The sequence below is a fragment of the Acidobacteriota bacterium genome (genome assembly GCA_022562055.1).
Classification (GTDB): Bacteria; Actinomycetota; Acidimicrobiia; order Spongiisociales; family UBA5794; genus BMS3BBIN02.
Window position 1 is genome coordinate 39,006 of the sequence record JADFQA010000019.1, and the last position, 22,297, is coordinate 61,302.

Sequence of the window (22,297 nt, forward strand, 5' to 3'; positions counted from 1 at the left end):
GCCACCTCTATATGAGCGCGGACGAACCCGAAGCGCTGCTCGCCCGTGCCACCGACGTGGGTGTTGCCTGGGTGATGTGCCCGGGTGTAGACCTCGAGACGTCGCTCAAAGCATCCGCGCTGGCAGCGAAACATCCCGATCGTGTTCTATGGTCCGTCGGACTCCATCCGCATGAAGCCGAACGTTGGCCGGAACAAGCTGCCAGGATCGAATCCTTGGTGTCAGACGCCGATGCCGTGGGGGAGTGCGGTCTCGACTTCTATAGAAATCTCGCACCCCGCAATGCCCAGCTTGATGCGTTCCGTGCACAGCTCGATCTGGCTAAGGGCGCCGACAAACCAATCATCATTCACACGCGAGACGCTTTCGCCGACGTCTACGAACTCATTTCGGCTGCTGACCTTGGGGCGAACGCCGTGTTGCATTGCTGGACCGGCGGCCCGAAGTGGACGAAGCGCTTTCGAGAACTTGGCCCTACGTTTTCCTTTGCCGGACCCGTTACGTACGAGAAGGCTGAGACCGTTCGGCTCGGTGCTGCGGAGGCGCCGCCGGAGTCAACGATTGTTGAAACGGACACGCCCTATCTGACACCACCGCCGACGCGCAGCGACCCCAACGAACCCGCGAACGTACCGCGCATCGGCGAGGCGCTTGCATCGGTGTGGGGAATGTCGGTGGACGCTGTCGCCGATCTGACATCGGCGACAGCCGCGCGGATTTTCGGAACGCCTGGTCTATGACTAGCCAAGGCCGTGGTGTCATACAGCGGCTGCTCGCCGATCGAGGTCTTCGGCCCCAAAAGCGCTTCGGGCAGAATTTTCTTGCAGACCCGAACCTCGTCGACCGGATCATCCGTTTTGCCGGCGTCGGCGCTGACAGCAAGGTGATCGAAGTGGGGGCCGGGACCGGTGCACTCACCATCGGCCTTGCCGGGATCGCGGAAACGGTCGTGGCATACGAGATCGACCTCGGTCTGGGTCCGGTGTTAGAAGAGACAGTCGGGTCACTCAGCAACGTCGATGTCCGTTTCGCCGACGTTCAACGGGTGGATCTCAACGCCGATCTCGAGGGGGACGACTGGACGTTTGTAGCCAACTTGCCGTACAACGTCGGTACTCCGATCTTGCTCGATGCGTTGCGTACTGTGCCAAAGATCGTGTCGTTCACGGTGATGGTGCAGCGTGAGGTCGCTGATCGAATCGTCGCAACTCCGGGTTCGCGCGTGTACGGTCTGCCGTCGGTTGTCGCGGCCTTGTGGGGTGATCCGGTGTTCGGCTTTGAGGTCCCGGCATCGGTGTTCGTTCCCGCACCGGATGTTGAATCAGCGGTCGTTCGTGTGGATAGGATCAATGCAAGCCCCTTCGCACATCGAGCCTCACAGCTTGCGAGAAGCGCCTTCGGTCAGCGAAGGAAGATGATCCGTAAATCGCTAGGATCGGCCGTGGCGGACCCGGACGTTCTTCTTGATGTTGCCGGTATCGACGGGACCCGTCGCGCCGAGACCTTGGGCGCAGCCGAATACCTATTGCTCGCCGAGGCGGAAGCCTCGTTGTGATTCGAATCCAGGCACACGCCAAACTCAATTTTGAACTCCGAGTCGGCTCGCGCCGAGACGATGGCTTTCATTCGATCAGCGGGAGGTTCCAATCGATCGCGGTTTCGGACGAGATCTCCGTGCAGTTTTCCGATGACGATGTTCTGGGTTCGATGCGTGGTGGTCCCGTCCCTGACCCTGACCACAACCTTGCATGGCGCGCAGTCGAGGCAGTTCGACGAGCTGTCGAGACAAGCCAAGCACTGGAAGTGTTGCTCGATAAGGTTATTCCCGTTGCTGCGGGCCTGGGTGGTGGCAGCGCAGACTGTGCCGCCGCACTCATTGCTTCACAGCGACTTCTGGGAGCTTCAGACGAAACGATCGCCGCCCTTGCCCCGACTCTGGGGTCCGATGTTCCGTTCTGTCTTACGGGCGGCTACGCACATGTATCAGGACGAGGTGACCAGGTCGAGCAGCTACCAGCGGAACTGGGTTACGCCCTCGCTGTCGTCGTCCCGCCTGTCGACTTGTCGACACCCGCGGTGTACAAAAAGTGGGATGAGTTGGGCGAACCTCTCGGACCCGCGATCAATGTTCGTTCGGTGCCGACCGCGATGCGCGATGAGACATTTCGCAACGACCTTGTGCCTGCCGCGGTAGCGCTGAGTCCTGCCGTGGGGCAATGGCAAGCAGAGCTGCGGGCGCGGTGGGGGAGGGAGGTATTGATGTCTGGCTCGGGTCCCTCGCTGTTTGCTTTTTGTCTCGATATGGAGGAGGCCCGAGACATGGTCGACGCAATTCCGGTCGGGGCCCGATTCGCCGAAGCTACACAACCGGTGGCAATCGGCTGGTTGATTCTCGACGACGCATGATGTTGTCGAATCCATAGAACACCCGTACACTTCCACCGCCCCTTTTGGGGGGTGGTGTAATTGGTAACACAGCTGGTTTTGGTCCAGCCATTACGGGTTCGATCCCTGTCCCCCCAGCAACTAAGCCCCAGCAACCGAGCCCCGGCAAAACTCAGCCCTGAGCTGAAGCCAAGTCCCATTAGGTACCAAACCCCTCTGGGAAACTCGTTGGGTCCACCCACCGGAACGGAATCATGCCAACAGTCGCGATTGTGCTTGCCGCAGGCAAAGGCAGCCGCATGAATTCAGATCTTGCAAAAGTTCTTCATCTTGCCGCGGGCAGACCGCTGATTCTCTGGATGCTCAATACCCTGGCTGACGCTGAGATTCACGATGTGGCCGTCGTGGTCGGCCACCAAGCGGACCAGGTCCGTGCTGTGCTCCCCGATGATGTAAAGACGCCGCTGCAGCGAGATCAAAACGGCACCGGACACGCTACGTCCGTCGGTCTGACGGCTTTCGATGCAGTTCCGGAGACAGTCCTTGTGCTGCCTGGCGATATGCCCCTCATCCGACCAGCGACTCTGCGATCCCTACTCGACGCCCATCGCACGTCCGGTGCTGCAGCCACGGTGCTGTCCGTTCTTGCTGAAAATCCCACCGGCTACGGTCGCCTTATCCACTCAAACGGCGAGTTGGTGGCGATCGTCGAAGAGGGAGACGCCACTCAAGATCAGCGAACCATCAAAGAGGTCAATACCTCGGTGATCGTTTTTCATGGCGAAACGCTGCTCAAGGCCCTCGAAGGGCTCGATACCGAGAACAGCCAGGGCGAGCTCTACCTCACTGACGTGATTGCTGTTTTGCACGAGGCGGGTCACACCCTGCGGTCGTACATTACGGATGCCGAAGAGGGATTTGGGGTGAACTCGGTTCGACAACTGGAAGTCGCGACCTCGATTCTGAGTCGACGCCGCCAGTCCAACACCGATTAAGGAAGGCCTCCGAGACGCCGACTGGATAACAAGGTGGCCCGATCCGTCGGTCTGCCGGTCGCTTTGTTACGCTTGCACCGACAAGTTACGCATAGGGAGAGCCGAAACATGGAAATCTCGAGCCGCAAGCGGCTCATGGTCTTCTCGGGTTCTGGGAATCCAGAGTTAGCAGAGGAACTAGCAAAGCTCCTTGGGACCAGTCTTGGAGGCATCGAACGATCGGTGTTCGCCAACGGTGAGATCTACATCCACTACACCCAGAGCGTCCGTGGTGCCGATTGTTTTGTGATTCAAAGCCACTGCCCGCCGGTCAACTTTCACATCATGGAACAGCTCATCATGATCGACGCGCTGAAACGTGCTTCTGCGAGGCGGATCACCGCGGTGGTGCCTTTCTATGGATATGCGCGTCAAGACAAAAAAGGGCGTCCGCGAGAACCAATCTCGGCGCGGCTCATGGGTGACCTGTTTCTTGCGGCAGGGGCCGATCGGATCGTCTCTGTTGATCTGCATACCGGCCAAATCCAAGGATTCGTCGACGTGCCGTTCGACCACCTCACTGCCCTCCCGGTGCTCGTCGATCACATCAGGGGAGTTGTTGAAGGCCCGACGACGATTGTTTCACCCGACACGGGGCGCGTGAAATTTGCCGCGAAGTTTGCCAGGCGTCTCGACGCCTCGGTTGCGTTCGTTCACAAACGTCGCGAGACGGACGTGCGCAACGAAGTTGCTGCCCTAGAGGTCGTCGGCGACGTCGATGGTCGTCACTGTGTGATAGTGGACGACATGATCGACACCGCGGGCACGGCTGTCGGAGCTGCAGAGCTGGTCATCGAGCGTGGAGCTCTTTCGGTGCGCCTCGTCGCAACACACGGTGTTCTCTCCGACCCTGCAATCGAGCGTCTTGAGGCTTCATCGATTATCGAGGTCGTCCTCACGAACACTCTTCCCGTCGAACGATACATCGGGAACGTTGACAAGATCACAGTGCTGTCCATTGGCCCGTTGTTGGCAGGTGCTATCGACGCCATCTTCACCGACGCGTCGGTCAGCGAAATCTTCCAGGGCGAGAATATGTAATCGTGGCTCCGAGCGGCTACCACTCCAGGCAAACCTTGGCCTCAACAGATATAGCTAGTGCAATTTGGCGCGGATTCGGCGAGTATTCTGCGGAATTTGCCTCGCTTACAGACGGCGGTATTGCCTGTTTCCAGAAACGGAAGTGGGCCGAACTCCACGCCCTCACCGTGGATCGGCTTGACCTATACGAGCGCCATGTTTCCTCGCTCGTTGAACAGCTCCAGTCATCCGCGTCTGCCACACGATGGACTTCGGCGAAAGCAAACTTCGCTGAGGCTCACACCGATGCCCCGCTGGATATCGCGACGACATTCTTCAATTCAGTCACTCGTCGTATCTTTCAGACCGTTGGTGTCGACGACACAATCGAGTTTGCAGAACCCAACAACAGTGCAGTGGATACGAGTGTCCCGATTGCTGAATACGACATATCTGTGGATTTCGAGGCGTCGTTGCGCGCCATGCTTGTTGATCGCGACCTTGGGCCGAAGTGGCGTCACCTAAAGCGGGATGTGACCCTTGCAGCACAAGAAATTCGCACGCGAGCGGACTATCTCGATCTCGGCGACTTGCTCACCCTGGTTGTTGCAGCGCCCGTTTTCTACCGCGGCCGGTCAGCGTACATAGTCGGCTCGATGCAAACGACACGCGGTAGCGTCCCGGTAGCGTTTGCAATCCATCACACCGTTCCCGGTCTCGCCATCGGTGCGGTCCTCCTCGAATCAAGCCAATTATCCGCGCTCTTCTCCTATACCCGGGCGGCGTTTTTTGTTCGCGTAACGAAGCCGGGTGCCATGGTTTCATGGCTCAGAGAACTGCTTCCCCATCGAGACCTGCACGAGCTGTACTCGGCGATTGGGTACCGCAAACACGGCAAAACAGAACTCTTTCAGGACATCATGCGTTGTGTCGACTCAACCGAGCACCGCTTCACACAGTCGCGCGGTGTTCGAGGCTTGGTGATGATTGTGTTCGACCTCGAGGGGCTCGGCGTGGTGTTCAAGGTGATACGCGATCGATTCCCCTACCCGAAGCGGACGACGAGACGTGCCATCGAAGCGAAATATCGTCAGGTGCATCGCCACGACCGAGCCGGGAGGATGATCGACGCCTACAACTTTTCGAATCTGCGGCTACCGGTTGGTGTGTTCTCAGATCAACTTCTTGAGGAGCTGCGGACCGATGCGACGCGCTGTGTCGTCATTGACGATGACTTCGTCACGCTGCAACGTGTCTACGTCGAGCGCAAGGTCGTACCCCTCGATATCTATGTCCGCGAAGCTAACCCCATCAAGGCCGAAGCCGCGATCATCGACTACGGCCGGGCTATCAAGAACCTGGCATCGGCCAATATTTTTCCCGGCGATATGCTGCTCAAGAACTTTGGCGTCACGCACACGGGTCGCGTGGTGCTCTATGACTACGACGAACTCTGCAAGGTCACGGACTGCCGGTTTCGTGAGATACCCGCGTCGACAAACGCTGACGACGACATGTCGGCGGATCCGTGGTTCTCGGTCGGTGACAACGACGTGTTTCCTGAGGAGTTTGAGAGATTCCTTGGTGTCCGCGGCGAGCTGAGGCAAGTCTTCGAGTTCCACCACGGCGACCTCTGGGACCCCCGTTTCTGGAGGCGAGCGCAGGAGCGAGCAACGACCGGGGAGTCCATTGAGGTGTTCCCCTATGAGAAGTCGGCGCGCCTCGGTGCGAGCACTCGGGCCACCGCTCTTCGTAGGATGGCGTGATGAAAACCATTGTCCTGGACGTGTACACCGGTCACGCCGCGGGAACCTTCGATCTGACTCCACAGATTTCCGAGTTTGTTGCGGGGGAGGGTGACGGACTTGTGAACGTCTTCGTGCCCCATGCCACGGCCGGTATTGCGATCATTGAGAGCGGTGCCGGATCAGATCACGATCTCATCGACCGCATCGACGGCGTGTTGCCGCGAACCGCTGGGCTGTACCGACACCAGCACGGCGCTCAGGGCCACGGCGCAGACCATGTGTTGCCGGCGTTCATTGCCCCGACCGCGTCGATTCCGGTCATTGGAGGTGAACTCGCCCTCGGCGTTTGGCAGTCGGTGTTGCTCGTCGATACGAACGTCGACAATCCGAACCGGCAGGTGCGACTGAGCTTTCTGTCGTCACCGTAACGCTGCAGACGAGTTTCGCCTTGCCCACATCGGCGAATTGGCGCATAATACGGGCCGCTGCGTGACGTACCGTTCGCTCCCATCCAAAGGCCATGGAGGCGGAGCGCCTACGCGTCGCCATAAACCGCGAAGTTTGTACTTGTAACGCGAAGTTTGTACTTGTAAGGAGAATCATCATGGATCTGATCACGCTGAACGCCATCAAGCGTGAGGAGAGCGGCAGTCGCCCTGCGCGCCGTCTGCGTCGCGAAGGCCTCGTGCCCGCGGTCGTGTACGGTGCCGGTGTCGAAGCACTTTCTGTCGCAGTCGAACGCCGGGAGTTGTACCGCACACTCCACACCGAGTCCGGCGGAAACGCTGTAATCAGTCTTGTCATTGACGGTGGTGACACAATCACCGCGGTCGCCCGTGAAATCCAGCGCCACCCCTACCGCGGGACGATTTCTCACCTCGACTTCATCAAGGTCGATCTTGATCACGAGATCGATGCCGAAGTCCACGTCGAATACATCGGGACTCCGATCGGTGTCAAGGAGGACGGCTCGATCGTAGAGGTGATCATGGCAGCGGTCGGCGTTCGTGCGCTGCCCGGGAATGTCCCCACGGTTATCGAAGTCGACATTTCTCACCTCGTGACGGGTTCGTCCATCAAGGCTGGGGAACTGCCAGAGATCGATAGTGTCGAATACACGGACCCCGTCGACCACACCCTGGTCACCGTGCTGGCCAAACGTGGTGCCGAGGAATCCGAAGAGTCCGAGGTCGAGGGCGACGACGAAGAAGAATTCGCCGTCGAAGACGCGGCCGACGAGTAATGGCGGACGCTGGCCGATGTCTCATCGTCGGTTTGCGCAATCCTGGAACACGGTACGAGAGGACACGACATAACGTCGGCGCCACCGCCGTTGAGCAGCTTCTGTTCCAAAACGGACTGCACCTCAGGCGCGGCCGACGCAGTCTGCGTGCCGACACCGTCGAAACTTCCATCGGTGGACATAGCGCCGTAATTGCTCTTCCAAACACCTTCGTCAACGAGTCGGGCAGTGCTATTGGTCCACTTGTTCGTTACTACAAGGTCGAGACGTTAAACGTTCTTGTTGTTTACGACGATATCGATCTACCGTTCGCAAAACTTCGCATCCGTTTCGGGGGCAGCGCAGGTGGCCAAAACGGCGTCAAGTCGATGATCGAAAGTCTCGGCACAAAGGAGTTCTGGCGTCTGAAGATCGGTGTCGGTCGACCTCGCCCGGGCGTGCGGCCCGCTGACCATGTCCTCGCCCGCTTCGCAAAGAAGGAGCGCGATGCAATCGCGGTCACGATCAAACACGCTGCCGACCTTGCCGAACTCTTCGTTACAAATGGCGGTGATGCCGCCCGCCAACGTGCAGGAGAGTTAGGCCCCGACAAATAGCGATCCTCCGAGCATCGCAGATCCACGTCGGCCGGGGACCACAGGGGCTCACTAGGATCAGTCGATGGTGTATATCGCATCCATTGATCAAGGCACGACCAGCACTCGCTGTGTCATTGTTGACCATGCCGGTGCGATCGTTGCATCCTCTCAGGTCGAACACACTCAGCATCATCCACGGCCGGGATGGGTTGAGCACGATGCCGCTGAGATCTGGTCGAATACCGAGGCTGTTATTTCGGGAGCGCTTGCGGACGGAGGCTTTACCCGGGCAGACATCAAGGCGATCGGGATAACCAACCAGCGTGAGACCACAGTGCTGTGGGACAAATCAACCGGTGAGCCTGTTGCCCGCGCAATCGTGTGGCAGGACACGCGAACCGCGGGAATCTGTGCAGCACTGGCCGAGCATGCAGACATGTTCAAGACAGTCACCGGTTTGCCGCCGGCGACGTATTTCTCAGGCCCAAAGATCCAGTGGTTGCTCGACAACACGCCGGGTCTGCGGGTCCGAGCCGAAGCCGGTGAGATCGCGTTCGGCACGATGGACTGCTGGCTCTTGTTCAAACTCACCGGCCGTCACGTGACCGACGTGACCAACGCATCACGCACCATGCTTGCCAGCCTCGAAACCGGCAACTGGGACGCCGCGTTGTGCTCGTTGCTTGATGTGCCGATGTCGATGCTGCCTGAGGTAGTGCCATCGGTTGGCATCGTCGCAGATGCCCGTGGTGATCTCGAGGGAGTTCCCGTGGCGGGAATACTCGGTGATCAGCAGGCTGCTCTATTCGGACATGGAGGACTTGGCCAGGGCGATGCAAAGAATACCTACGGGACCGGCTGCTTCCTGCTCGTCAGCACCGGTTTGCGTCCGGTCCGGTCCCACGCGGGACTACTCACCACGGTTGCGTATCAAATCGGCGACGGCAAGCTCCATTACGCCCTTGAGGGGTCGGTTGCGGTCGCAGGATCGGCCGTGCAGTGGATGCGTGACAACTTGAAGATGATCGAGTCGGCATCCGAAATCGAGAGCCTGGCAAACGAGGTCGAAGACAACGGCGGCGTCTACTTCGTGCCTGCGTTCTCTGGTCTATTTGCGCCTCGGTGGCGGCCCGATGCGCGTGGTGTCATCGCGGGACTCACCCACTACGCCACCCGGGCGCACTTTGCTCGGGCCGTTCTTGAGGCGACCGCGTTCCAGACAGCCGACGTTCTCGATGCCGTTGAACAAGACACTGGTACGAAAATGACGGAGCTGCGTGTTGATGGGGGGATGGCAGCAAACAACCTCCTTATGCAGTTCCAAGCCGACCTCTTGGGCATTCCAGTGATTGTCCCTGCATCTCTTGAGACGACGGCCATGGGAGCCGCGTTTGCGGCCGGTCTTGCCGTTGGTTTTTGGGCCAATCCGGATGAGATTCGCGGACTGAGCGTGGAGGCCAAACGGTTCACGGAAAATATCTCCGCGAGCCGCCGAGCCGAGTTGCGTCAAGGGTGGGAGAAGGCGATCGCCCGATCACTGTCATGGGTCGACGATCTGGCCGACAGTTGACGTCGCCCCCGTCATCAGTAGGTACCGGGACGCGTGAGCAGCGCGGATCGATCGGCAGGGGCCATGTAATTCAAGTCTGCTTCTTGCGGTGTTCGACAGAAGAGCCGGGGGCTGAGCGTCGGCGCGGTTCGCACTAGGCTCCGCTCTCGATGAACGTCCCGAACCTTCTTGCCACTACACGAATCGGTCTGACACCAGTAGTCATGACGTTCGTGTTGCTCAGGTCCCGTCTCGACAATGCATACGGCATTGCAGCCACGATCTTCGTGATTGCTGCACTCACCGATTTCGTGGACGGCTACTTGGCGCGCCGCTGGCAAATCACGACGACGTTCGGGGCGTTCCTCGACACGGTCGCCGACAAGATCTTGATGACCGGCATCATGATTGTGCTTGTCGAAGTCGATCGGGCATGGTCGTGGGCGGCCTTCATCATGATTGCTCGTGAGTTCATGGTCATGGGATTGCGAGGAGTGGCTGCGATGAGCCAATCGAAAATGCCGCCAAGCGTTTGGGGCAAGCTGAAGACGAACCTTCAGTTTTGGGCTATTGGGCTTGCGTTGGTGCGCGGAAGCTCCGAGCTTGGAGCGCTCTTCCTCGATGAATGGGTGATGCTCGCCGCGGTTGCCGCAACACTGATCTCGGGTTGGGACTACCTCCGCAACACAGGTTCGGTTTTGAGAGCCGCGTAATGGATACAGGTTCGACCGTGTTTATCACCGGTTCCACGGGATTCATAGGCGGAGCACTCATTAGTCGGCTCCTCGCCGACGGGCGCGAGGTCCGTGCGCTCGTCAGGACGGCCGCGGCCGCTGAGCGCGCAAGAAGCCGAGGCATCGACACCGTTATTGGCGACCTCGCAAATCTTGACGTTTTGTCGATCGGGGTCGAGGGTGTCGACACGGTGTTCCACGTGGCCGGCGTCAACGAAATGTGCGCCACGAATCCGGACGCAATGACGAGCGCAAACGTCACAGGCACTCTTGCAGTGTTCGAAGCTGCGGCCGCCGCCGGTGTGTCGTGCATGGTCTACACGTCGTCGGCGGTAACGATTGGGCATCGCGCCGACGGGAGTCCCGCCGATGAACGCGACGAACACGACAGGCAGTTTGTGTCTCACTATGAACGCACGAAGTACGAGGCGGAGGTCGCACTGTTTGCGGCCGCCAGTCAATCGTCGGTGCGTGTCGTTGCGGTGAACCCCGTTTCGGTTCAAGGACCTGGGCGTACCGGTGGAAGCGCCAAGCTGTTGCTGCAGATACTCAAAAGTCGGCGCTCCGTGTTGCCGGCTACCACCATCTCGCTGGTCGACGTAGCGGATTGCGTCGAAGGACACGTGCGAGCCGAGAGTCGCGGCCTCCATCTGGAGCGATACCTGTTGAGTGGCGCTGTTATTGACACGCGCGAAATCGCGACCCTGCTGGCGTCTGTTGTCGGGGAGAAGCGGCGAGCGATAGTGGTACCGACACCATTGGTGAAAGTCGCCGCGATGCCTTTAGCCTGGTTGGTGCACCGGCTTGGCAGCACATCGTTCTGCCCAGAGATGGTGAGGACTCTGCTAAAGGGACACGCCTACGATGGTGCGAAAGCCACTCGTGAACTCGGTCTCGAATACCGCGCCATCCGTGACACGATGACCGAGACCGTTGCGTGGTACCGGAGTGAGGGACTCCTCAAACGGTGAGTCGCATCGCGGCATGACTGGTGGTTTGGGACCGGGTCAGTGCAGTACGATGGTGCGCCGTGACGACCCCACTCGAATCTCTTCTTGCTAATCACCGCGGGATCTCGACCAATGACGCCCGCCGCATTGTCGTGCCGGCCGCGGTACGAGCGGTGTATCTCGCCATCGCCGCCAAGAAAGCGAACTCACCGTTGTTGGCTGTGCTGCCGGGCGAGCGCGAAGCGGAGAACCTTGTTGACGACGTCAGGTTGTTTACCTCTTCGGTGGTGCACCTTCCCGCGTGGGAGACGTTGCCGTTCGAGCATGTTTCTCCAAACGTCCTGACTATGGCGCAGCGGGCCGTTGCACGTCATGCGCTCGCTACGGCCTCTGGAGGAACCATCGTTGTCGGGTCGGTTCGGGCAGTAACTCAGCGCGTGAGTCCGTCCTTTGTCGCACCGCAGGTACTGCGCCCCGGCGATGAGATGGATTTCGAAGCTCTCGTTGGTGAGCTTGCCGCGATCGGCTACACCCGATCTGACCGTGTCGAGGGGCGCGGAGAGTTTGCGGTGCGCGGGGGCATTATCGATGTGTTTCCGGCTGAGGGTGACTATCCGGTGCGTGTCGAGTTTTTCGGTGATGACATTGAGAGTTTGAGGAGGTTCGCTGTCGGTTCGCAGCGCTCAACCGACGCGGTCGACGAGTTCCTCATCTACCCGGCTCGAGAGCTTCGCCCCGAGGGCACGGTCCTTGACCGCGCGACTGAGCTACTTCGCACCGAGACGTGGGCTTCGGCAACGTGGGACAAAATCGCTGATGGGATCAGCTTTCAAGGGCTGGAGTCGTGGTTGCCGTGGCTCGCTGACGAGAGCGGAGTTCTCGACGACCTTATCGACACCGAGGTGGTCGTGTTCGATCCCTCAAAAGCTGCGGCTCGCTCGCTCGAGCTTGTTGCTGAGGAGGGCGATCTAGCGGCCGCGCTTGCAGCGACATGGGGAGTGGGGGCACCTCTCGCCGGTGAACACCCCCCGCTGTACCTGTCCCTTGAACGGGTTCTCTCACCGGTCGTTCCAACTATTGCTCCGCGCATCGCCTCGGGTCCGGCTGATGAAGAACTGGAACTTCGGGGACTCGATGGTGTACCCGGAGATGCCGAATCGATTGCGGCGGCGATACTGCGGTGGAACGAACGTGGTCTGCGGATTGTTGTGGCAATGGACGGCGAGGCTGCGGCTACCAGGGTGTCACGTCTCCTAGGAGAGGCCGGTCTCGACATCCCGTTGGTCGATGAGGTCGGTAGCGAGCGGGTGGTTGTGATCTCGACCGGCATCCATCGCGGGTTCGTTGCCCCCGGTCTCGGGTTTGGCGTTGTTGGCGAAATGGAGATAGCCGGACGGCGGCGGTCGCACCGGAAGGCGACTCAGCGTAAAGCTGTCGAGGACGGGGATGCGTACCAGAACCTGCGACCTGGTGACTTCGTTGTCCACCATCACCATGGCATCGGTCGGTTCGAAGGTCTTGTGCACCGTGAGATTGCGGGCGTGGAAAGGGACTATTTGTTCGTTGCGTTCCGCGGTGAGGATCGACTGTACGTGCCTACCGATCAGCTCGCCGCCATCCGGCGGTACACGGGGGGCGAGCATCCGAAGCTCTCGAAAATGGGTGGCTCTGACTGGGCGCAGACCCGCAAGAAGGTACGAACCGCCGTTGCGGTAGTCGCTGAGGAGGTGATCGATCTGCACCGAAAGCGTGAAGCCGCGGTCGGACACGCATTCGAGGCTGACACACCGTGGCAGGCCGAGTTCGAGGGCGCATTTCCGTATGAGGAAACCCCGGACCAGCTCCAAGCAATCCTCGACGTAAAAGCGGACATGGAAAGCGAGCGCCCCATGGACCGGCTCATTTTCGGAGATGTTGGCTTCGGGAAGACCGAGGTCGCGTTGCGTGCAGCGTTCAAGGCGGTGCAGGGTGGCAAACAGGTCGTCATCCTGGTCCCAACGACGCTTCTTGCGCAACAGCATTTCACCAACTGGGAGGAACGCCTGGCACCGTACCCTGTCAGGGTCGAGATGCTGAGCCGTTTCCTTACGACGAAGCAGCAGTCAGCTGTGATTCGCGACCTCGCGAGCGGCGATGTCGACATTGTTGTTGCAACACACCGGGTGTTGAGCCAGGACGTCGCGTTCAAGGATCTTGGCTTGGTGATTGTCGACGAGGAGCAACGGTTCGGCGTTGGCGCCAAGGACCGGTTGAAGGAGCTTCGGACATCCGTTGATGTGATGACCCTCACCGCGACTCCCATTCCTCGCACCCTCGAGATGGCACTCGTCGGTATACGTGACGTAAGCCACATTCGTACACCGCCCATTGATCGGCACCCGATCCTTACTTATGTCGGTCCGCTCGACGACCAGGCGATATCTGCGGCTATCCGCCGTGAGATGTTGCGCGAGGGCCAGGTGTTCTATGTTCACAATCGGGTGCAGTCGATCGACCACTGCGTAACTCGGCTCCGCAACCTCGTTCCCGATGCCCGCTACGCCGTTGCACACGGCCAGATGTCAGAGGGTCAGCTGGAGCAGGTGATGTTGGACTTTTGGAACGGCGACTACGACGTTCTCGTGGCGACGACCATCATCGAGGCCGGCCTCGATCTACCCCAGGTAAATACGCTCATTGTCGAACGTGCCGATCGGCTCGGATTGGCCCAGCTCTATCAGCTTCGAGGTCGTGTCGGTCGCGGTAGTCAACGTGCCTACGCCTACCTCTTTCACCCCGAGGAGAAAATCATTTCCGAGGAGGCGTACCGCAGGCTCGAAGCGATTGGCGAGTTCTCGGATCTTGGCAGCGGATTTAGTTTGGCAATGAGGGATCTTGAGATCAGAGGGGCAGGATCGATCCTGTCACAGACCCAGACCGGCCACATCTCCGCAGTCGGACTCGACATGTACGTCGAGCTTGTGTCTCACGCTGTCAACAAGCTCAAAGGCACGGTCGTTGAGGAGGAGTCCCTCCCCGAGATACGGATCGACTTACCTGTTGACGCAAGCCTGCCACCGTCTTACGTTGTGGACACCGATGCCCGTCTCGAAGGGTATCGGCGGTTGGCGGCCGCGGTAACTGCCGAAGGGGTCAGCGATGTAATTGAGGAGTGGAGGGATCGTTTTGGCGATCTTCCACCTGCCGCACAGCGCCTCGTTGACCTGGCAGCATTGAGGGCCGATGCGATTCGGATAGGGCTAACCGAAATCGTCAAGGTGCGCGACGAAATTCGCATCGGACCGGTCAACCTCAAAGAGAGTCAACAGATCAGACTCCAGAGGATCGCTCCCGGGACCACGCAGCGAGGCGCGAATCTATTCATGCCGGTGCCGCCAAAGCGCGACGATGTTCTTGATACGGTTGTCCAGTTTGTCCGTAGAATGTGGCCTACTTTGCCACCTACTGCATAGGACGTCACAATGCTCCGACGATTGTTCATGCTTACCGCCGCGCTCTCCTTGGCTGCGGCGGCATGCAGCAGCAACAGCGTTGTCCTTGCAACAGTGAACGGCCTCGACGTCACCTACGACGATCTCGACGCGATGCTCGTCGGTCAGGAAACTACGGTTCTCAACTCAGAGCAGCTCCGTCAGGACCTTGCCACATTCATCATTCAGTCTGTGATCATCACCGAGGCAGAGGCACTGTCGGGCACACCGATTGTGGACGACGAAGTTCGCGAATGGATAGACAACCCACCGCTCGCATACGCCGACACAATTGCAAACGTGCAGACCGATTCTCGATTCAGCGACGCCGCGGTACAGAGGCAGGTCAAGCTGCTCATCGCCCGCCAACGGGTTGCCGAATCTGAGATTGCGGGGGACCAGAGTTTCTTAGATGACATCTGGAACAACAACCGTGCCGTGTTGTACGTTGGCTGTGTTCGCCAGCTCCGTACTGAGACGCAAGACGAGGCACTGGCTGCCTACGACCGAGTCGTTGCCGGAGAGGATTTCGTGTCGGTTGCCGAGGATGTCTCGATCGATGTGGATCTTGGTGGGCAGCCACTTCCCGACGACAACGGACGTTGCCCCCGAACTCTGTCTGGATTCCTTCCCGAGTTCACCGAATCGGCATTGAACGCTGAGGTTGGCGTAGTGACAGCGCCCTTTAGGACAGATGCTGGATGGCACGTGTTGCTTGTCGACAGCCGTTTCGGTCCGACCTCGTTTGATGAGTGGTCAGCCGACCCGTTGAGCTTTGTGACACCCAGCCAAATCGGAGATGTGTTCGTCCCCTGGTACAACGGGAAAATTCGCGATGCCGACATCTCTATCAACGACGCAGTTGGGAATTGGTCCACTGCTGGCGTTGGCATCACGCCTCCAGAGTCGTAGTACATGGCGACCGACCTCTACCTCGTTGGTCTCGGTCCCGGTCCGCTTGATCGGCTTGCGGCGGCTCCGCTCGCTGTCATCCGCTGCACTGCGAACACCGTGATTGTGAGGACAGGTCACCACCCCGGTGCTGCGGATCTGTCAGCCACTCGCGACGTTGTGGTCTGCGACGACTTGTATGACGCTGCCGACGACTTCGATGATGTCTACCAGGCGATCGTTGCGCGGGTCATCGACTCCGCGAAACGTGGGCCGACCGTGTACGCGGTTCCAGGGTCGGTCGCTGTGGGCGAACGGGCGATTCCGATGATGCGGGCCGCTGCTGCCGAGGCAGGTCTTTCCGTGAAAGTCTTTTCGGGAGAGTCTTTCCTTGACCTTCTCTTTCTGACGGTTGGCTTAGACCCGATTGCCGATGGGCTACAGCTCCTCGATGGCCGGGCGCTGGAGACCACACCGGATCTCACGATTCCGACTGTTATCACGCAGGTCGATCGACGCGAGGTTGCCGATCGTGTCGCGGGATTGTTGGCGAAGGTTCTGGAGGACGACTTTGAGATCACGATCGTCGATGCTCTCGGCAACGACGATGCAAGCATCGAAATAGTGACCCTCGGCGATCTTGCGACCATAACGACAACCCCCCTGACATCGGTGTATGTCCCCGCTTCAGCGGTGGGGCTACGAGGTCTTATCGCGATCAACGAGATTCTGCGTCGTCAATGCCCATGGGACAAAAAGCAGACTCACAGAAGTCTGCTCCGACACCTCATTGAAGAGACCTACGAAGTGGTCGAGGCGCTTGAGCAGCTCAGTGTTGAAGCGCCGGAAGGTGACCCGGACTGGGTTGCGTACAGCCATGTCGAGGAAGAGCTCGGAGACGTGTTACTCCAGGTCGTGTTTCACGCGACACTGGCTAGCGAGGCAGGCGCATTCACCATTGACCAGGTTGCAGAGGGCATCCGTCGCAAATTGGTGTACCGCCACCCCCACGTGTTCGGCGACGTCGCAGCCGACGATGCTGAGGCCGTCATTGCAAACTGGGAGGCTCTCAAGGCGAGCGAAAAAAGACGAGAGTCGTTGATGGATGACATTCCGCTCTCCCTGCCGAGTCTGGCGAGAGCTGACAAAACGCAGCGTCGTGCTCGCTCTGTCGGTTTCGACTTCGGCGACGCCGGTGCGGCGCTCGACGCCCTTCGCGGCGAGCTCAACGAGTTTGCTGAAGCTGGACCGTTGCAGCAGGAGTCCGAGTTAGGCGACGTCCTCTTTGCGGTGGCGAATATCGCCCGCCATGTGTCCGTGGACGCTGAGTCGGCGCTTCGTGGATCTATCACCAGGTTTGAGGCGCGCTTTCGATGGATGGAGTCTGCAGCCCAAGATGCCGGTGGTGGGTTGGAATCCATGTCGCTGGATGCGATGGACGAGCTCTGGCAGCAGGCGAAGGGCGCGGTGGGTTAGGTTTCGCCGCGTTTTTGGAATGCACCAGCACAACACACGACCTCTGATACTCTCGCGTCCGCGTTCGAGCGAGAGCTTTCAACCGGCATGACAGAAGCGACCCAAGGAAACCAGTCCCCATGACGAATATCATCAAAGTATGGGCACGTGAGATTCTTGATTCTCGCGGCAATCCGACGGTTGAGGCTGAGATCACGCTCGCCGGAGGAGCGTTCGGTCGGTCCGCCGTGCCATCAGGTGCGTCCACCGGTGCGCTTGAAGCAAGCGAACTTCGAGACGGCGACAACCGCTATTTCGGGAAGGGCGTCCAGAAAGCCGTCGATCTTGTCAACGGAACGATCGCTGAATCCATCACGGGTCTCGATGCGACCGACCAAGAACTCATTGATCAGACGATGCTCGATCTCGACGGCACGCCGAACAAGGAGCGACTTGGCGCCAACGCGATACTCGCCGTATCCCTCGCGGCGGCACGGGCCGCGTCCGTTGCCGCTGGTCTGCCGCTGTATCGCTATCTCGGGGGTACCTCGGCTCGGTTGCTACCGGTGCCGTGCCTCAATGTTCTCAACGGTGGTGCCCATGCGGCGAACAGCGTCGACATTCAGGAGTTCATGCTGGTGCCTGCGGGCCTCCCAACCTTCCGCGATGCGCTTCGCGCTGGCACCGAGGTGTACCAGACGTTGAAGAAAGTCCTCGGTGGTCGTGGTCTTACGACGAACGTTGGTGACGAAGGCGGGTTCGCTCCGAATTTGCCTGCGGACCGCGCTGCGTTGGAACTCCTCTCCGAAGCTGTCGACGCTGCCGGCTACGTTGTTGGGGAAGACATTGCTTTTGCGTTGGACGTCGCGGCTTCTGAGATCTACCGCGACGGTCGCTACGAGTTAGACGGCCAGCAGTTGACATCCACCGAGATGGTGGATTACCTCGAAGTCCTCGTGAACGACTTCCCGCTGGTTTCGATCGAAGACGGGCTCGCCGAAGATGACTGGGATGGTTGGAAAATACTCACTGAGCGCCTCGGCCATCGTATCCAGCTGGTTGGTGACGATATATTCGTCACCAACGAGGAAATCCTCCGCAAAGGGTTCGATCTCGGTGTTGCCAATGCGGTCCTTATCAAGGTGAACCAGATCGGCACTCTTTCAGAGACTCTTCACACGATGCAACTTGCAGAGTCGAACAAGTATGCGCTGATGGTGAGTCACCGTTCAGGAGAGACCGAGGATACGTTCATTTCGCACCTCGCCGTCGCAACCAACGCCGGGCAAATCAAATCCGGCGCCCCAGCGCGCGGCGAACGCACAGCAAAATATAACCAGCTTCTCCGGATTGAGGAAGGACTCGGTGCTTCTGCCAGATACGCCGGCTGGGATGCGTTTGGCGGTCGACGGTAATGGAAGTTATCGACCTGACGCTCGTCGAGGACCATATGGAGGAGCCGGCTCCTGCACCGCGGCGTAGGTGGGCGCGTTCGCCGCTGCTTGCTTTTGGACTCGTCGTCGGCCTCGCCGGAACACTGTCGGGAGTGATCCCGTTTCGCGACATCATCGCAAGGAATCGGCAAGTCGAGCATAACCAGACGCAGCTCGACGCGATACGATCCGAGAACGAGCTGATCTCACAACAGATCGCGGCTCTCGAATCGACGGCCGGTGTTGAACGCCTTGCCCGTGAGCAGTTCGGTCTCGTGTACGAAGGGGAAGTGTCCTACATCGTCGAGGTGACTCCCGTTGATTCGGTGGCTGTCGATGCGCCGCTTGGGATACCTGACCGCAGACCCTGGTTCCAAAGGATGTGGGATTACCTGACCGGTAGAGATCTTGTTCCCGATGAACAACCGTGACGTAGTCGAGATCCAGATTGGTCGGCCCCCTCGCAGCGACGTCGTTGTTGCACACGAGTGCCACTTCAATCTTCCCGTGGTCACGGTAGTGCCGCCCCACCTTGACGACGGTACGCCGTTTCCGACAACCTACTGGTTGACCTGCCCGCTGATGATGCGCCGAATAAGTCGTATCGAGAGCGAGGGAGGAGTTCGTGCCTATGACGAACGCATCTCGACCGACATCGATTTCGCCGCCGAGTTCGCGGCGGCTGCGTCGCGCTACGCATCCGACCGTGATGCCATGGTCGCCAATATCGACGCTGTCGCCCCAACCGGGGGAATCGGAGGGTCGCGCGGTGGAGTGAAATGCCTTCACTCGCATCTTGCCGATACACTTGCCGGGAACGAGAATCCGATTGGTCGAGAGTTGGCGGGTCAGGTCATGCCGCTCGACTGTGCGTCCCCATGCGTGGTGGCGCAGGAAGGGACGCCTGTATGGAATCAAGCGTGGAAAGAACCGCACCGTGAGGGTCGCAGCGGTTGACATTGGTACCAACACCGTCCGGTTGCTGGTGGCTGACGTCGGAGCCGGCGAGACTGAATTCCTAAATGTTGTCGAGCGGCGAGTCGTTTTGGTGCGGCTTGGCCGCGGTGTCGACGCCACCAGAAAAATCAACCCGGACGTTCTTGGCCGTAGTGTTGCAGTTCTCGCTGGGTTCGGCGCGGTCATTGCACGGACCGGAGCGGAAGCAGTTCGAGCTGTTGCAACCTCGGCCGTCCGCGACGCGTCGAACTCTGATGAGTTCTTGGATCGGGCCACTGAGACCCTTGGGGTTCGCCCCGACGTCATAGATGGTGACGAAGAGGCAGCGCTATCGTTCCGGGGAGCGACGCTCGGTGTCGAGAGTGCCGGACCCGTGCTTGTGATTGATCCCGGCGGCGGCTCCACCGAGTTCGTACTGGGGACAACCGAGCCCGATTATTCGGTAAGCATCGATGTCGGGTCGGTACGCATCACCGAACGTCACCTTCAGCAACGTCCGGTGCAGCCAGGACAGTTGGCAGTCGCCCGATCAGCGGCCGACGAACTGATGTCAAGAGTTGCACTGCCGACGCAACCATCAACCGTCATCGGTGTCGGCGGCACATTCTCAACGCTTGCAGCCATGCACCTCGATCTCGCTCGTTTCGACTCGCAGAAGGTACACGGAACGACTATGACACTCACCGCGATCGAAGGGCTAGTCGAGTTCTTGGCGCTGCGGTCCGTCCAAGAGACCCGCAACATCGCGTCTATGGATGAAGGTCGCGCAGATATCATTCTCGGTGGCTCGATTGTTGTGGAGAGGGCGCTGAAGGTTGTCGGTGTTACCGATGTCCGTATTTCTGAAACCGGGATCCTTCATGGGCTGGCACTATCACTTGGCCAAGCTGGCGTCACATAGCGCGATCTACACTCTCCCCAGGCCCGGGTGGCGAAATCGGCAGACGCGAAGGACTTAAAATCCTTTGTCCCTAACGGGACGTGCGGGTTCAATTCCCGCCCCGGGCACCAGCAAGAGCCTAGGTTTGCTGGGCTGAGCGCCCCTCAACAAGGCGAACGACTGTTCGATGTAGCGTGGCGGGCAACGCCGCAGGCAACTGACAACACGGGCACACCTCGTCGCGACGAAGCCCCCCACCGTGATGGTGGGGGGCTTCGCTTCGTGAAAATCACCGCAGGGGTTGCGCTGCGGGAGGTGGTCCACGAAATCTGCTACACGTTTGGTGCTCGGGCGAGGAGATACGTTGAAACGCCGAGCTGTGGCGAACCACCGGGTCTCGTCAACGCAGCAAAGGCACCCTTCACAAGAGACAGTGCTGCAGCGGTGCCGACGACGACAACAACGAGTGCAGCTATCGGCCTGTCGCGTACGGTGTCGGCGACGACCAATGGCAAGTCACAGGAACGCAAATCGCCTGGCTCGACTCGCTCGAGATCGGCACCGGCAGCGAATTCGAAGAACCCGACACCGGAACCATGTGGCTCATTATCAACGTCACCGTCGAGAACAAAGACCTCGACGCCTAGAACTCGAACATACTTGACTTCGAACTTCGCTCAACCGACGGAATCACCTACGGCCTCGCGATCTTCGCAAACACCGTCGGCGATATAGCCGGCACAATCCTCTTCGACAAAACCCTCAAACGTGGCATCGCCTACGAAATCCCACAAGACGCCACAACCGTAGAGTTCCACTGGGCATCGAACCCGTTCACCTACGACCCTGTGTTCTGGACAATCGAGATCCCATAGCGATGTCAGATGAACGACCCTTCGCTCCTCCGACACCACACAACTCCATCGAAGCGGCAAAAAGAGCCGCAGAACGCGAAAACTTACCATGCCACGGAGCAGGTTTTTGTTGAATGGCTGACGCATTCTCTGTGCGTAAACCGGCTGTGTCCGATGGCTGTAGTCAGCACCTAACGAAGCTGCCGATGCACCTGAGAACGCGAATATTGGCAGTCGGATGCCCTGCACGTAGTTACATTGTTGTACCTATGCTCACTCTTTCGACCTGGAGTCGCCCCGGACTTGACATCCGTAGGAACGTCCCAGGGTGCCTCTGTGTTTGTCAAGCAGCGTCGTTGAGGGACGCGCAGACGGCCTGACGGTGTTGTTCGTCGGCGAGCATGCGACGCCAGACGTGGGCGGCGATCTTGCGTTTGAGGCAGCGCATAGCCTCGTTGCGGGTCTTGCCTTCATCGATCTTGCGGTCGAAGTATCGACGGCCGGCGCTCTTGGGCATGCGTACCTGGGTCACTGCGATCAGATGCACAGCGGAGTTCAGTTTGCGGTCGCCGCTGCGGGAAAGCCGATGGGTGACACGTTCACCGCTGGAGACCTCGATCGGGGCGACGCCGGCGTAACTCGCGAACGCGTCGGAGCTACGGAACCGCGATGGTCGTCCGGTGCGTCCGATGAGCCGGGCTGCGAGCACGGGTCCGATCCCGTCGACCTCGAGTAGCTGACTGCCGTAGTCGTCGAGCGCTTCGGTCATCTGGGCTGCGATCGAGTCCAGTTGCGAGTCAAGACTGCGGATTTCTCGCACCAAATCCCAGCCAAGCATCTTGCGGATACGCCCGGTTGGTGTTGTCGGCCTGATCTTGCGCAGAACCTCGGCTGCGGCGTTGGCCTTGAGCGATGTGGGTGCTCCGCCAGGGATCAGGTCTCTCAACAACGCGTGGAGCTGGTTGACTGATCGGACCCGCTGAGCAGCAAGGTTCGCCCGCCGTTCCTCAAGCAGAGCGAACACGGTTGTTTCGTCCTCGGCCGCCACGACTGCGATGTCGCCCTGGAGCGCAGCGACGCTCGCAGCCGCCGACGCGTCGATCACATCGTTCTTGC

The 22,297-nt window shown here is 59.5% G+C and carries 21 protein-coding genes and 2 tRNA genes; 21 read left to right on the forward strand and 2 right to left on the reverse strand.

The features are described from left to right. Positions 1 to 11: 11 nt before the first annotated feature. The 21 genes from IIC71_08205 to IIC71_08305 all read left to right on the forward strand — a co-directional run bounded on the left by IIC71_08205 (position 12) and on the right by IIC71_08305 (position 20,458). Positions 12 to 740, forward strand: a complete 729-nt coding sequence (locus IIC71_08205) for a TatD family hydrolase (protein ID MCH7669167.1) — start codon at positions 12 to 14, stop codon at positions 738 to 740. Beyond that, positions 737 to 1,555, forward strand: coding sequence for a 16S rRNA (adenine(1518)-N(6)/adenine(1519)-N(6))-dimethyltransferase RsmA (gene rsmA, locus IIC71_08210; GenBank protein MCH7669168.1), 819 nt, complete (start codon positions 737 to 739; stop codon positions 1,553 to 1,555). The genes IIC71_08205 and rsmA overlap by 4 nt, the downstream gene beginning before the upstream one ends. Next, positions 1,552 to 2,406, forward strand: a complete 855-nt coding sequence (gene ispE, locus IIC71_08215; GenBank protein ID MCH7669169.1) for a 4-(cytidine 5'-diphospho)-2-C-methyl-D-erythritol kinase — start codon at positions 1,552 to 1,554, stop codon at positions 2,404 to 2,406. Before rsmA ends, ispE begins: the two co-directional genes overlap by 4 nt. A 45-nt stretch (positions 2,407 to 2,451) precedes the next feature. Next, a tRNA-Gln gene (locus tag IIC71_08220) sits at positions 2,452 to 2,523 on the forward strand. 116 nt (positions 2,524 to 2,639) lie between these two features. Further along, on the forward strand, positions 2,640 to 3,380 hold the full coding sequence (locus tag IIC71_08225; GenBank protein MCH7669170.1) for an NTP transferase domain-containing protein: 741 nt from the start codon (positions 2,640 to 2,642) through the stop codon (positions 3,378 to 3,380). Between the two features lie 108 nt (positions 3,381 to 3,488). Further along, complete coding sequence (locus tag IIC71_08230; protein MCH7669171.1) at positions 3,489 to 4,460, forward strand: ribose-phosphate diphosphokinase; 972 nt, start codon at positions 3,489 to 3,491, stop codon at positions 4,458 to 4,460. A 2-nt stretch (positions 4,461 to 4,462) separates the two neighbouring features. Then, positions 4,463 to 6,205 carry a bifunctional isocitrate dehydrogenase kinase/phosphatase gene (gene aceK, locus IIC71_08235; GenBank protein MCH7669172.1) on the forward strand — a complete coding sequence of 581 codons (1,743 nt, stop codon included), beginning with the start codon at positions 4,463 to 4,465 and terminating at the stop codon, positions 6,203 to 6,205. Further along, on the forward strand, positions 6,205 to 6,615 hold the full coding sequence (locus IIC71_08240) for a YjbQ family protein (GenBank protein ID MCH7669173.1): 411 nt from the start codon (positions 6,205 to 6,207) through the stop codon (positions 6,613 to 6,615). The genes aceK and IIC71_08240 overlap by 1 nt, the downstream gene beginning before the upstream one ends. A gap of 176 nt (positions 6,616 to 6,791) precedes the next feature. After that, the gene (locus tag IIC71_08245; protein MCH7669174.1) at positions 6,792 to 7,430 is read left to right on the forward strand and encodes a 50S ribosomal protein L25; all 639 of its coding nucleotides are present in this window, start codon (positions 6,792 to 6,794) and stop codon (positions 7,428 to 7,430) included. Further along, positions 7,430 to 8,026: an aminoacyl-tRNA hydrolase gene (locus IIC71_08250; protein MCH7669175.1), complete on the forward strand. Its 597-nt coding sequence runs from the start codon at positions 7,430 to 7,432 to the stop codon at positions 8,024 to 8,026. The genes IIC71_08245 and IIC71_08250 overlap by 1 nt, the downstream gene beginning before the upstream one ends. 64 nt (positions 8,027 to 8,090) lie before the next feature. Beyond that, positions 8,091 to 9,578, forward strand: coding sequence for a glycerol kinase GlpK (glpK, locus tag IIC71_08255; GenBank protein ID MCH7669176.1), 1,488 nt, complete (start codon positions 8,091 to 8,093; stop codon positions 9,576 to 9,578). 149 nt (positions 9,579 to 9,727) lie between these two features. After that, positions 9,728 to 10,270: a CDP-diacylglycerol--glycerol-3-phosphate 3-phosphatidyltransferase gene (gene pgsA / locus IIC71_08260; GenBank protein MCH7669177.1), complete on the forward strand. Its 543-nt coding sequence runs from the start codon at positions 9,728 to 9,730 to the stop codon at positions 10,268 to 10,270. After that, positions 10,270 to 11,262 carry an NAD-dependent epimerase/dehydratase family protein gene (locus IIC71_08265; protein MCH7669178.1) on the forward strand — a complete coding sequence of 331 codons (993 nt, stop codon included), beginning with the start codon at positions 10,270 to 10,272 and terminating at the stop codon, positions 11,260 to 11,262. Before pgsA ends, IIC71_08265 begins: the two co-directional genes overlap by 1 nt. Positions 11,263 to 11,321: 59 nt before the next feature. Beyond that, the gene (mfd, locus tag IIC71_08270) at positions 11,322 to 14,693 is read left to right on the forward strand and encodes a transcription-repair coupling factor (protein ID MCH7669179.1); all 3,372 of its coding nucleotides are present in this window, start codon (positions 11,322 to 11,324) and stop codon (positions 14,691 to 14,693) included. A gap of 9 nt (positions 14,694 to 14,702) precedes the next feature. Next, complete coding sequence (locus tag IIC71_08275; protein ID MCH7669180.1) at positions 14,703 to 15,623, forward strand: peptidylprolyl isomerase; 921 nt, start codon at positions 14,703 to 14,705, stop codon at positions 15,621 to 15,623. A 3-nt stretch (positions 15,624 to 15,626) separates the two neighbouring features. Further along, the gene (mazG, locus tag IIC71_08280; protein MCH7669181.1) at positions 15,627 to 17,078 is read left to right on the forward strand and encodes a nucleoside triphosphate pyrophosphohydrolase; all 1,452 of its coding nucleotides are present in this window, start codon (positions 15,627 to 15,629) and stop codon (positions 17,076 to 17,078) included. A gap of 119 nt (positions 17,079 to 17,197) precedes the next feature. Further along, complete coding sequence (gene eno, locus IIC71_08285) at positions 17,198 to 18,472, forward strand: phosphopyruvate hydratase (GenBank protein ID MCH7669182.1); 1,275 nt, start codon at positions 17,198 to 17,200, stop codon at positions 18,470 to 18,472. Then, positions 18,472 to 18,921 (forward strand): septum formation initiator family protein, encoded by a 450-nt coding sequence (locus IIC71_08290; protein ID MCH7669183.1) that lies wholly within the window; start codon positions 18,472 to 18,474, stop codon positions 18,919 to 18,921. The genes eno and IIC71_08290 overlap by 1 nt, the downstream gene beginning before the upstream one ends. Next, positions 18,908 to 19,447: a DUF501 domain-containing protein gene (locus IIC71_08295; protein ID MCH7669184.1), complete on the forward strand. Its 540-nt coding sequence runs from the start codon at positions 18,908 to 18,910 to the stop codon at positions 19,445 to 19,447. Before IIC71_08290 ends, IIC71_08295 begins: the two co-directional genes overlap by 14 nt. Next, positions 19,428 to 20,348, forward strand: coding sequence for a Ppx/GppA family phosphatase (locus IIC71_08300; GenBank protein ID MCH7669185.1), 921 nt, complete (start codon positions 19,428 to 19,430; stop codon positions 20,346 to 20,348). Before IIC71_08295 ends, IIC71_08300 begins: the two co-directional genes overlap by 20 nt. A 21-nt stretch (positions 20,349 to 20,369) precedes the next feature. Next, a tRNA-Leu gene (locus IIC71_08305) sits at positions 20,370 to 20,458 on the forward strand. Positions 20,459 to 20,659: 201 nt separating this feature from the next. Here the strand turns inward: IIC71_08305 and IIC71_08310 are convergent. Together IIC71_08310 and IIC71_08315 are read right to left on the reverse strand one after the other, a co-directional pair. Beyond that, positions 20,660 to 20,842, reverse strand: a complete 183-nt coding sequence (locus tag IIC71_08310) for a hypothetical protein (protein MCH7669186.1) — start codon at positions 20,840 to 20,842, stop codon at positions 20,660 to 20,662. Between the two features lie 682 nt (positions 20,843 to 21,524). Further along, positions 21,525 to 22,297, reverse strand: a 773-nt coding sequence (locus IIC71_08315) for a transposase (GenBank protein ID MCH7669187.1), incomplete at its 5' end; no start/stop codon positions are given.